Source organism: Coleofasciculus sp. H7-1 (assembly GCF_057473865.1).
On record NZ_JBYCCT010000014.1, the window covers coordinates 30,253 to 41,984 of the forward strand.

An 11,732-nucleotide genomic window follows, 5' to 3' on the forward strand; every position below is an offset into this window, starting at 1 on the left:
CAGGGAATCGTAAGCATTTCCCAGATTGCCCAGGGCTGCTCCCTCCCCCGAACGGTTTTTAATTTCCCGCGCTATTACCAAACTCTGCTGGTGGTACTCAATCGCCTTGGCGTAGTCTCCCAGGGAATTGTAAGCATTTCCCAGATTGCCCAGGGCTGCTCCCTCCCCCAAACGGTCTTTAATTTCCCGATAGAGACTTAGTGCCTGCTGCCAAGACTGTAATGCTGCCTCAAATTGACTTGTATCATACTGCTGAATCCCTTGCTGTAGAAGTCGGTCTGCTTCGGCTTTCCGAGCATCTAGGGTTTGCGCTAACGCCTGTGTTGTGGTGAATGGCGCTGGAAAATTAGGCGCGAAAGGCGTTGCAGCAGATGTCAAAAGAGCGATCGCGCTGAGTAGTCTGATTTGGAGGCGCACAGTTATTAGGGGGGAAAGTGCAAGGATGCGATCGCTGTTTTAACTTACGGCAATTGGGCGCGTCTAGTTATCGGTTGATGCAACAACGATCTTCCCGTTGCTTTTTTCTCCTAAGGGGACAATTCCTATTCGACGGCGAATGAATTCTTCCAGTGCGATCGCAACTACGGCACTCCGCGAAATTTTCATCTCGCGGGCGATCGCTTCTGCTTGCTCAAACAATAGATTCTGGCAGCGAGATGGCGGTTTTGATACTTGCCATTATGTTATACCTTGTATCAACTGAAATTAGTATAACTTTTAGTCTTACCGACAGTAATATTTCTCGGAAGGTGCAGGGGTTTAGTTTGTAAAAAGGGGAGGTGTGACAAACATCTGTAAAGCAGCGATCGCCTCGCCATCGGTTTTTGACGCCAAAAGAATCATTAAATGGGTACGGTAGCGATCGCTTCCTTTGCTGGTTCTACCCGACTGATTTTTAATCTCAGGTGGTACGTCGGCAGCTAGAGGTTACAAAAAGCAAACTTGTTTAACTTGAGTAGTAGCAGACTACACATAGTAAAGGAAGTATTGGTCAAATGAAACTTAAAACCCAGTGGCTGATCGGCATCCTGGGATTAACTGCCCTCATCAGTTCCCCAGCCGTAGCTCAAAACACACCGTTACAAGACTTTTTCAATGGTCTCCCCCCATATACGGGCGACGATATTACCCAACCCCTCAACCCCAGTGGAAATAGGGAAACCTCTAACGACACAAATGTTCGTGAATCAACCGAGGATGGGACACCAGCCACCAATCGCAACTTAACAGAGCAAAACAACAACCCTAATCAGTCAGAAAGCCAGTTACAAAGGAACGCAGTACCGATGAACCAAAAGCCCAACCAGCCAGGTTCAATAAGGTAGTAATGCAAGTTTTAACAATGCCCTCAGTTTTTATCTCCTCTAGGTAAAGGCTGAGGGCTTATTATTTATATTTGCATCTTTACGCAGCTTAGTTTTGTTAACTCGTCAGCAAAATCAGCTATTGTTTTAAGAGCGATTGCTTCCATTGCCGATGCCAGCAGAACTTGCTCTTGACGACATCGAAATATTCTTTGATGCTGAAAAAATAATCATAAGAGTACAGTAGCGATCGCTCCCGTTGCCGGTTTTATTTGACCTCTCAAGTTTTACATAAGTCACTAAAGGTTATAAACTGGAAACTTCGTTTAACTTTGGTGGTTATATACACTACAGGTAGCTGTAGTTGAGGAGGTATTGGTCAAATGAAACCTCAAACTCAATGGTTAATCTGCATCATTGGATTAAGTGCCTTTATCGGTTCCCCAGCCGTGGCTCAAACCTATCGACTTGAAAAATTCTTTAATGGCACTCCCCCTTATGATGGTGACAGCCTTAACAGTGCCCGAAACCCCATAGGAGATATGGAAGCCTTTATCTATCGGGAGGCTAAACCAATTATCACGATTGAGTTTGAAGCGGAAGACGAAGCCCCAGATAAAACGCCTGCTGAAACTCCTGCTGAACCACAAAATCAAACCCCTGCTGAAACTCCTGCCGAACCACAAAATCAAACCCCTGCTGAAACTCCAGATGACAGCAACCAAGAGCCAAAACGCGAGATCATCTACGAGGCAGAACCAACGAATCCAGAATCAAAGTAAAATAACTAATGTCTAGTAATCTGAATTGATGTAGGAAATATTGGCAACGGGAATGGGTAATCGGTAATGAGTCGTCTCGAATTTACTATTACCCATTACCAATTACCTATTTGTTAACTCGGTGTCAGCATAATTAGCTGTTGTTTCAAGAGCGATCGCACTTTATCCAAGTCAATCTGAACGCCAGCCAAAATTTCTTTTACGCTTCGACGTTTTTCTGAGTTAACATCACACGCTTGCAAAAATTCAAACTCTCCTTCTGACAAATTGACAATCTGATAATCGTAGTTAAACAGACAGCGGCTAGGCCATCCATCCATGCACGGATTTCGCGTTGGAATGGCTGCTAACAGCGCCTCATCCAATGACCAATCTGCTTTGGATAGGGGAGGACGTGCCAGGAAAAATTCGTAGTGAGTGACAGCTTCTGGCTCTAATAATTCGATTAAACGATAATGTTCGCGATCGCTCAAATTTTTAGCCTGTTCCAGCAAGTCTGGATTTTTCCCCAACAGTCGCTCTAATTCCCAGTTTTTGGGATTGGAAAAACCGACAAAATCCAAACCCGAAGCATCAATTAGTTCAAAAAGAGTTTCGATATTGTAGTCGATTTCTTGGGGATGAACGTACATATCGGCAAAGCACTCATCCCGCTGATTTTCTAAAGACCAGCGCTCTTTTTCTCGCTTGACAAGTCGATTATTTTCAGGTAGAGCGGCAAATATCTGACGCCCCACCTGAACGCCATCGCGGTAGTCGCCTCGCCGTTCGCCTTGGAGGAGGGCGATCGCTTTTTGCATCAACTGAATTTCCCAGCGCCCCAGCTCAGCATAAACGAAAATATGCATCAAGCCTCCCGGCGCTAACTTTGCCGCCAGGGATTGAATTCCCCGAATCGGATCGGGCAAATGATGCAAAACCCCAACACAGTTGATTAAATCAAACTCACCCGGTAGTTGCTGCGCGTCATACAAGCTCTTGTGATGAAACTCGACGCGATTTGCCCCGGAACGGCGACAACGCTCTCGTGCCACCTCCAAAGCACCCGAACTCAAATCAATTCCCACCACTTGAGCCGCCGGATTGAGGTGAACCAAGTACTCTGTCCCCACACCCGTGCCACATCCGGCATCTAAAATGCGGACATCCAGTTTTTGGGGTGTTTGATTGGTGCAAAAGTGATAAGCGGCTAGCCAATTCCAGCGCCAGTTGTAGCCGGGAGGCGGACTATCCAGCAGAGGTTCTGGTGGAAAAGGGTAAGTATCGTAGAGTCGTTGGACGGCGGAACTGATATCCTGCCTGATTTCCATATCACGTTAAAGGGTAAAGTTAGAGATGTCCGGGCAGGTCATCTGTAGGTAGACGGCTGTTTAGGTAACAAAACTTATCGATCTTCTCAGGGAATCTGCCGCCATTTAGTATTATGACCTTGTGAACACCTAGATAGGGTTCTACACACTTTTTAACAAACCCGCCTGAGAAGCCCGAAAAGTTTTAATCTAAAAGCTGAGCTGATTAACCCCAGGCAGTTGAAGGATAAAGGCTCAAAAATGAACGCTGAGATGTTGAAGGCGCAAGAATGAAGTTGATAAGCCATAAGCCGTAGGGAAAGAGCCACTTTCGCAGGGTAAGTCGCCCCCGTGGCGGTCGGTTAACTTTAATCCTTCAACCTTCACAATTCATCATTCATCAGTGGCACTCTGGTCATGTTTAACGCAGTGACGATTTAGAATAGGGAGCTTTTGAGATCCAATGAGTGTTAAGGCAAGTGGTGGAAGCTCAGTTGCGCGTCCGCAACTATATCAAACAGTACCAGTTGCAACTATTTCGCAAGCGGAACAACAAGACCGCTTCTTAGGGAGAGGTGAGCTGGATGAACTGAAGAGCTATTTCAGTTCTGGCAGCAAGCGTCTTGAGATTGCTCAAACGCTCACCCAAAATGCAGACTTGATTGTGTCCCGCGCAGCCAACCGCATTTTCGTCGGGGGTTCCCCGATGGCTTTCTTAGAAAAGCCTCGCGAACCCGAATTGGCGATGGCTAGCGTTCCGGATGTCAAACAAGGGATGACGCTGGGAAATGTCACCTATGTGGAGAGCAGCGGTGGCTTTTTGCAGGGGTTGCGATCGCTCTTCAGCGCAGGCGGCGGCGGCCCTACCCCAGCCGGTTTCCGACCGATCAACGTCGCCCGTTACGGTCCGGGCAATATGCAGAAGTCGTTGCGGGACTTATCCTGGTTCTTGCGCTACCTGACATACGCAATCGTTGCCGGAGACCCCAATATCATCGCGGTCAACACGCGGGGTTTGCGGGAAATCATCGAAAATGCTTGCTCCGGCGAAGCGACAATTGTGGCGTTGCAGGAAATGCGGGCAGCCGCCTTAGGTTATTTCCGGCGCGACGATGAGGGGACAACGATTGTCAACCAGTACTTTGAAGTGCTGATTAGCGAATTCCGCGCCCCCACCCCCTCCGACAAAGTGCGGCAGCGTCCTTCTGGCGATCAGCAAGGTCTGCAACTGCCCCAAATCTACTTTAATTCAGCCGAGCGGCGTCCTAAATACGCCATGAAGCCCGGTTTGTCATCTTCGGAAAAGGAAGGAATCATCAAAGCCGCCTATCGGCAAGTCTTTGAGCGCGACATTACTCGCGCTTACAGCCTTGGCATCTCTGACCTGGAATCCAAAGTCAGAAATGGTGACATCTCGATGAAAGAATTTATCCGCCGCTTGGGTAAATCTTTTCTTTACCGCAAAAACTTCTACGAGCCATATATCAACAGTCGCGCTCTGGAACTGGCATTCCGTCACTTCCTGGGTCGCGGCCCATCCAGCCGTGAAGAAGTACAAGAATACTTCTCCATCGTTTCCAACAAAGGTCTACCCGGTCTCGTGGATGCCCTGGTGGACTCTAAGGAATATTCCGACTACTTCGGCGAAGAAACCGTGCCCTACATCCGGGGTCTAGGTCAAGAAGCGCAGGAGTGTCGCAACTGGGGACCGCAGCAAGATTTGTTGAACTACAGTGCCCCTTTCCGCAAGGTGCCGCAGTTCATTACCACATTTGCCGCTTACGAGCGACCGCTGCCCGACCAACACCCGTATGGTTCCGGCAACGACCCCCTGGAAATTCAGTTTGGGGCAATCTTCCCGAAAGAAACGAAGAATCCCAACACCCGACCTGCTCCGTTTGGTAAGGATACTCGTCGCATCCTGATCCGCCAAGGCCCAGGAATTGACAACCAACTGAGCAACCCAGCAGCTCGTCCCAAAGCTCCGGGTTCCCTAGGTCCGAAAGTGTTCAAGCTGGATCAACTCCCTGGTCCAGGAGCGAACGGCGGTACGTCCTTCAGACGGTATGTAAAGAATTCCAGCGTCAAATACTCGGAAAGTTCCACCCAAGCGGTGCTGAAGGCAGCCTACCTGCAAGTGTTTGGGCGGGATGTCTATGAAGGTCAACGCCTCAAGGTGGCGGAAATCAAGCTGGAAAACGGCGAAACCACAGTGCGGGAGTTCATCCGCGTTCTGGCTAAGTCCGACTTGTTCCGCAAGTTGTACTGGACTTCGCTGTACGTCACCAAGTCGATTGAATACATCCACCGTCGTCTGTTGGGTCGTCCCACCTACGGACGTCAGGAAACCAACAAGTATTTTGATATTTGCGCCAAAAAAGGCTTCTACGCCTTGGTTGACGCGATTATCGATAGCCCCGAATACAACGAGTCGTTTGGGGAAGATACGGTTCCTTACGAGCGGTATCTGACACCAGCGGGCGTCAGCTTGCGTAGTCTCCGGCTTGGTAGCATTGCTGACACAGGTACCAACGTTGAGAAGCAAGAAACCCCTCGTTTTGTGGAACTCGGTCAAGTCACGCAACTGCGGACGGAACCGGACATTCAATTCCGCATCAACCAAGGTGTTAGCAAGAAGCGCGAACAAACCAAGGTCTTCAAGCTGACGGAAACCGGCGACAAGAATTTGGTGCAAAACACGATCCGGGCGACATATCGGCAGATTTTCGAGCGCGATATTGAACCCTATATCGTGAAGAACCAATTCAGCGACCTGGAAAGCAAGCTGGGCAATGGTGAAATCAACCTCAAGGAATTTATTGAGGCGTTGGGAGGTTCAGACCTCTACATCAAAGAGTTCTACACCCCCTACCCGAACACCAAGGTGATCGAGCTGGGTACGAAGCACTTCTTGGGACGGGCACCCCTAGACCAAGTAGAAATTCGCAAGTATAACCAGATCCTTGCCTCTCAGGGGCTTCGGGGCTTTGTGGGCGCAATGGTGAATAGCGCAGAGTATGGTCAGGCGTTCGGAGAAGATACGGTGCCTTACAACCGCTTCCCGACGCTGCCAGCGGCAAACTTCCCGAATACCGAGAAGCTGTATAACCAACTGACCAAGCAGAATGATGACTTGGTGGTTCCCAGCTTTAAGCCGGTGCAGTCGCGCATGGATGTGGCGAAGATGCCGATGATGGGTAAAGCGATCGCAGATATCGCTGCCAAAGCTCGTCAGCGCGACATGAGTAAGCCGCTGTTTATCGAGTTGGGTCGTTCCTTTAGCAACGGTGACGGGCAATCCGTTGAAATTGGAGTTGGGACATCGCGGCGTAAGCCTGCACGGATTCACCGGATGAACCCAGGCATGAACCAGGGTGAATCTGCACAGGTGATTAATGCCATCTACTGTCAGGTGATGGATATCTTCAGCGGTCAAGTTCCTGGTGAACTGCGCCGTTCGGATCTGGATAGCAAACTCCGCAACGGTGAAATCTCGGTACGAGAGTTTGTCAAGAGTCTGGCGAGTTCCGATATCTATCGCCGTCGCTTCTATACCCCCTATCCCAACACCAAGGTGATTGAGTTCCTGTTCCGGCACCTGCTGGGACGCGCACCCGCTACCCAAGGTGAAATCCGGCAGTACAACAAACTGCTGGCGGATAGCGGCTTGAAGGCGGCTGTAGAGGCAATGGTGGATAGTCCTGAGTATGCCCGTTACTTCGGCGAGGATGTGGTGCCTTACAACCGCTTCCCGTCCCTGCCAGCGGGTAATTATCTGGGCAGTGTGAAAGCAGCAGCTGACTTGGTGAAACAGTCCTGGTCAGATATGTCGCCTTCTTTCATCGGTAATCGCTTTAGCCGATAAATTCTGTAAGTTTTTGTAGGGTGGGTAATGCCCACCTTACAAAATAATCTGCCCTTTGATCTGTTAGAAAGGTCAGAGGGCTTTTTTATCGAACCACAGAGGACGCTCCAGGGAAAAGAGGAGAGGAGGCGATCGCATTTTTCTGTTCCTCTCCAGCAAGAGAGAAATAAAGCAGGCGAACGGCTAATGCAATGATGTCAGTAATCAATCTTACTCAATTAGGGCTTCATCAAACTGGGACTGGCTGACCATCCGTCCCTTGTGGTCAATATAGCCATACTTACTGCCAACTGTAACTTTTGCCAGCTCGTTGGAAAAACTTTCAACTGACCCTGATTCTGGCCCAAGCGAGAGGATGGGACTCCTCAGCTCCTGCTGCGTCCTGGAGCAGTTCAGTAAACCTGACAGGCGATCGCCCTCAAAGCCCCAAAATGAGGAGCAATGTTAAAAACTGTTAAGAACAGACCTGGAATGTGAACCTAATGCCGCAAAATTATTTGCGGAAGGTAGCTGAGTCCAAGGCAGTGTGTACGGATGGTTACACTGAAAAATGCTGAAGATACCGAAAAAGTATTCTTTAGCAGTGACAGGCTCACACATTCCTTGGCGAATGCCATGTTTCAAACCATCTGGTAAAATTTTTCTTTTGATTGGAGGAATCCACAAATGAGTATCGTCACGAAATCTATCGTGAATGCCGATGCCGAGGCTCGTTATCTTAGCCCAGGCGAACTAGACCGGATCAAGAACTTCGTGACCTCTGGTGAGCGTCGCCTCCGGATTGCCCAAACGTTGACCGACTCCCGCGAGCGCATCGTCAAGCAAGCAGGCGACCAGCTGTTCCAAAAGCGTCCTGATGTTGTTTCTCCCGGTGGCAACGCTTACGGTGAAGAAATGACCGCTACCTGCCTGCGGGATCTGGACTACTACCTGCGTCTGATCACCTACGGAGTTGTTGCTGGTGATGTCACCCCGATTGAAGAAATCGGTTTGGTGGGCGTCCGCGAAATGTATAAGTCTCTAGGTACCCCGGTTGACGCAGTTTCCGAAGGCGTTCGCGCTATGAAGAATGCTGCTTCCTCCATGATGTCTGGCGAAGATGCTTCTGAAGCAGGCGCTTACTTCGACTACGTGATTGGTGCCATGCAGTAGGGTGTTTCCCTTTCCCTGCTGAGGATTTGAACCTGACTACGTAAGATAAGGAAACAAGAAAAATGCAAGACGCAATTACTGCTGTTATCAATTCTTCCGACGTTCAAGGTAAATACCTTGACACTGGTGCTTTGGAAAAGCTCAAGGGCTATTTCAACACTGGCGAACTGCGCGTTCGTGCAGCAACCACCATTAGCGCCAATGCCGCCACCATCGTTAAAGAAGCGGTTGCTAAGTCCCTGCTGTACTCTGACATCACCCGTCCCGGTGGCAATATGTACACCACCCGTCGCTATGCTGCTTGCATCCGCGACTTGGACTACTACCTCCGCTATTCCACCTATGCCATGCTGGCTGGCGATCCCTCCATCTTGGATGAGCGCGTGCTGAATGGCTTGAAGGAAACCTACAACTCCCTGGGTGTTCCTGTTTCCGCCACTGTGCAAGCTATCCAAGCGATGAAAGAAGTTACTGCCAGCTTGGTCGGTGCCGATGCCGGTAAGGAAATGGGCGTTTATTTAGACTACATCTGCTCTGGCTTGAGCTAAGCGTAAGCGCTCGTTCATCGCTTAAGTTCTAAGCGACTGCGTTTTGTCTGGTGAAGTCTGGGAAGTCTGGAGTGAATGCTAGCTCGTCAAAGGCTTGTCGAATTGAGTTGATAAGTTTTAGCGGTCTAGTATTGACTCTTGACTCCCAGCCTTCGGTGTCTTATAGATACGCCAATCCAAAGATTGATTGAGATCAAAAATTTCCTCACCACCTGACTAGGAGAAATCAACCATGCGGATGTTTAAAATTACTGCCTGTGTTCCCAGCCAGACCCGTATTCGGACTCAGCGGGAATTGCAAAACACTTATTTCACGAAACTCGTTCCCTACGAAAATTGGTTTCGCGAACAGCAGCGGATTATGAAAATGGGTGGAAAAATCGTTAAGGTTGAGCTGGCTACTGGTAAGCCAGGAGTAAATACTGGTCTACTTTAATTTGCTGAAATAGGCTTGTTTACGGAATTTTCAACATTTTGATAAGATTTAATTGCAAAGAGGTCTTTACGACCTCTTTTTTTGTGGCTAAATATCCTCTTTCTGATAGCAACAGGACTTACGCAAAGCTTATACATATAGCGTTTTGTAGGGGCAATCCCCCTGGGGATTGCGGTGGCAGATGTGGTGATGTTGCGTAAGTCTGGAGCAATTCGCTTTATTGGCGCTACACTTCGATTCTCGAAGCTCCCTTTTTAAGGGGACGGTTGGGAGGATTTTGTTGCAGGCAATTTGTGAAATGGTATGAGAACTAGATTAGAAAAAAGAGCAACTAAAGCTTGCTGGATAAGCATTTGTTGACTTCTTTTCAAGAATTTTTCGGAAATTTATGTTAAGCCAAACTCTTTTAGAAGTCAGCGCTGCGTTCGTAATCCAGGCATTCTTCCTCGCTCTCTTCTCTCCAAGTTCTGCCGCTTGTCTCACATTGATGCTGTTCGCCTATCCAAGGTACGACCGCTGGATGTGTAGATGAGTATAGTGAAGATGAGCTGAGGGCTAATAGTATGTAAGCGATGCCGAGAAATCCTGCTAGCACCAGGACAGTCAGTACCGTTACATTGATGGGATGGGTTTTGACCTGCATTTCTAAGTAATCTCGCTCAACTTATAGGGAATCGGGAATAGTCTCTGTAGCCCTGGGAGCTAATTGAGCTTTTTCAGCTTGCTCAATCCAAAACTCTAAGTGGTCTGCGTGATTATACATAATTGCGGCTATAGATATTACGAAGTAATAAGGTCGCATTTTTACTTAAATCACTGAAATTTAGAATTTTGATTTCAGTAATCATACGGTTAACTCCAATACAAAGATCGTCAGTAAAGCAATCTTCTTTAAAGCTTTAATTTTTAGAGGTAATTAATAAATTTTTGATTTAGAGGGCGATCGCCTGATGCCGTTAGATGTCAGAAAAATTCATAGAAAAGCCAAGAAAATCGGGATCGGATGAACTGATATAGGGCAAAGCGCCTTATCATTTTGGTCGGTACCGCTGCTAATGTTGGGGAGAGAGCAGCACTCCATGCATACGCTAGAGCGATCGCGCGAGTAATTCCCTGCCACTGAATGTCACCTATACGCCAAGTCGCTGTGAATTTACGCCAGCTAGTTCCTGTTTTTAATTCCTCTGCCCAGGATTGGGCAATAGATGCCAGATTGTTGCGGTGGCTAACCTTCCTCTGGCTGTTTATCGGGTTAGTAGTGCTGTTTTCTGCATCCTATCCCAGTGCCGATGCTGAGTTTGGGGATGGACTGTACTACTTCAAGCGACAAATCGTCTCAGTCATCCTTGGGCTAGTAGCATTTAACCTGGTGGTGAACTTCCCGCTGCGTTCTGTCCTAGAGATCGCCGATTGGTTTGTGATACTACTGTTGGCATTGATTTTCGTCACCCTGATTCCGGGAGTCGGAACCACCACCAATGGTGCAACCCGCTGGATAGCCTTGGGACCATTTCCAATTCAACCCTCTGAATTGATCAAGCCATTCCTGGTGTTGCAAGGCGCTCGGATCTTTGGGCATTGGGACAGGCTAACGTGGAAAGTCCGCTTGACCTGGCTGTTAATTTTTTGCTGCGTGCTTTTGGGAATTTTGCTACAGCCCAACTTAAGTACAACCGCGCTTTGCGGAATGACTTTGTGGCTAATCGCACTTGCTGCTGGGTTGCCTTATTCCTACTTGGGAGGAACGGCACTGGGTGGGTTGCTCTTGGCGACAATCAGTATCAGCGTGAAAGAATATCAGCGCCGTCGGATAATGTCTTTTTTGAATCCTTGGGCTGACCCCATGCAAGACGGATACCAGCTGATTCAAAGTTTACTGGCAGTTGGTTCTGGCGGCATCTGGGGGTCGGGTTTTGGGCTATCGCAACAGAAGCTGTTTTATTTGCCGATTCAGTACACCGATTTTATCTTTGCGGTGTATGCAGAAGAATTTGGCTTTGCAGGCAGTTTGCTGCTGCTGCTACTGCTGATGGCTTATGCGACGCTGGCGCTGATTGTGGCGATAAAGGCGCAAAATCCCATTCACCGGCTGGTGGCGATTGGAGCCATGATTTTGATGGTGGGGCAGTCACTGCTAAATATTGGCGTTGCGACTGGCGTCCTACCTACTACGGGTTTGCCCTTGCCACTGTTTAGCTATGGTGGCAATTCCATGATTGCCAGTTTGATTGCTGGGGGGCTGCTGATTCGCGTGGCGCGGGAGAGTAGCGAAGCCGAAATCGTGTCTCTACAAGGGCGTCGGTCTGCGGCTAGGCGGCGACGCCGAGAGCCATAAGCTGCCGTACATCTAAATTGC

The 11,732-nt window shown here is 48.7% G+C and carries 12 protein-coding genes; 7 read left to right on the plus strand and 5 right to left on the minus strand.

All coding sequences use genetic code 11. The features are described 5' to 3' along the window. Together AC2VDX_RS03720 and AC2VDX_RS03725 are read right to left on the minus strand one after the other, a co-directional pair. A partial coding sequence (locus tag AC2VDX_RS03720; RefSeq protein WP_486928101.1) for a tetratricopeptide repeat protein occupies positions 1-417 on the minus strand: 417 nt, incomplete at its 3' end. Positions 418-480: 63 nt separating this feature from the next. After that, positions 481-639, minus strand: a complete 159-nt coding sequence (locus AC2VDX_RS03725) for a hypothetical protein (RefSeq protein ID WP_378175927.1) — start codon at positions 637-639, stop codon at positions 481-483. 356 nt (positions 640-995) lie between these two features. On the opposite strand from AC2VDX_RS03725, the gene AC2VDX_RS03730 reads away from it, so the two are divergent. Together AC2VDX_RS03730 and AC2VDX_RS03735 are read left to right on the plus strand one after the other, a co-directional pair. Next, positions 996-1,325, plus strand: a complete 330-nt coding sequence (locus tag AC2VDX_RS03730) for a hypothetical protein (protein ID WP_378175930.1) — start codon at positions 996-998, stop codon at positions 1,323-1,325. Between the two features lie 362 nt (positions 1,326-1,687). Continuing rightward, entirely contained in the window at positions 1,688-2,086 is a 399-nt protein-coding gene (locus AC2VDX_RS03735) for a hypothetical protein (RefSeq protein WP_378175933.1), read from the plus strand. A 113-nt stretch (positions 2,087-2,199) separates the two neighbouring features. Here AC2VDX_RS03735 and AC2VDX_RS03740 read toward each other — a convergent pair whose 3' ends face one another. Beyond that, positions 2,200-3,396 carry a class I SAM-dependent methyltransferase gene (locus AC2VDX_RS03740; RefSeq protein ID WP_378175936.1) on the minus strand — a complete coding sequence of 399 codons (1,197 nt, stop codon included), beginning with the start codon at positions 3,394-3,396 and terminating at the stop codon, positions 2,200-2,202. Between the two features lie 442 nt (positions 3,397-3,838). Here AC2VDX_RS03740 and AC2VDX_RS03745 point away from each other — a divergent pair, with 442 nt between their 5' ends. Continuing rightward, complete coding sequence (locus tag AC2VDX_RS03745) at positions 3,839-7,240, plus strand: phycobilisome rod-core linker polypeptide (protein WP_378175939.1); 3,402 nt, start codon at positions 3,839-3,841, stop codon at positions 7,238-7,240. 210 nt (positions 7,241-7,450) lie between these two features. Here AC2VDX_RS03745 and AC2VDX_RS03750 read toward each other — a convergent pair whose 3' ends face one another. Further along, positions 7,451-7,648 (minus strand): WG repeat-containing protein, encoded by a 198-nt coding sequence (locus tag AC2VDX_RS03750; protein ID WP_378176342.1) that lies wholly within the window; start codon positions 7,646-7,648, stop codon positions 7,451-7,453. A 258-nt stretch (positions 7,649-7,906) separates the two neighbouring features. On the opposite strand from AC2VDX_RS03750, the gene apcA reads away from it, so the two are divergent. From apcA to AC2VDX_RS03765, 3 genes are all read left to right on the plus strand, one after another. Next, positions 7,907-8,392: an allophycocyanin subunit alpha gene (apcA, locus tag AC2VDX_RS03755; RefSeq protein ID WP_378175943.1), complete on the plus strand. Its 486-nt coding sequence runs from the start codon at positions 7,907-7,909 to the stop codon at positions 8,390-8,392. Positions 8,393-8,454: 62 nt separating this feature from the next. Continuing rightward, entirely contained in the window at positions 8,455-8,940 is a 486-nt protein-coding gene (apcB, locus tag AC2VDX_RS03760) for an allophycocyanin subunit beta (RefSeq protein ID WP_378175946.1), read from the plus strand. Positions 8,941-9,172: 232 nt separating this feature from the next. After that, a complete protein-coding gene (locus AC2VDX_RS03765) occupies positions 9,173-9,376 on the plus strand; it encodes a phycobilisome linker polypeptide (protein WP_190411193.1) in 204 nt (67 codons plus the stop codon). A gap of 406 nt (positions 9,377-9,782) precedes the next feature. Here the strand turns inward: AC2VDX_RS03765 and AC2VDX_RS03770 are convergent, their stop codons facing one another. After that, complete coding sequence (locus AC2VDX_RS03770; RefSeq protein ID WP_378175949.1) at positions 9,783-10,019, minus strand: hypothetical protein; 237 nt, start codon at positions 10,017-10,019, stop codon at positions 9,783-9,785. Between the two features lie 480 nt (positions 10,020-10,499). Here AC2VDX_RS03770 and AC2VDX_RS03775 point away from each other — a divergent pair, with 480 nt between their 5' ends. Beyond that, entirely contained in the window at positions 10,500-11,711 is a 1,212-nt protein-coding gene (locus tag AC2VDX_RS03775) for an FtsW/RodA/SpoVE family cell cycle protein (protein ID WP_378175952.1), read from the plus strand. Positions 11,712-11,732 lie beyond the last annotated feature (21 nt).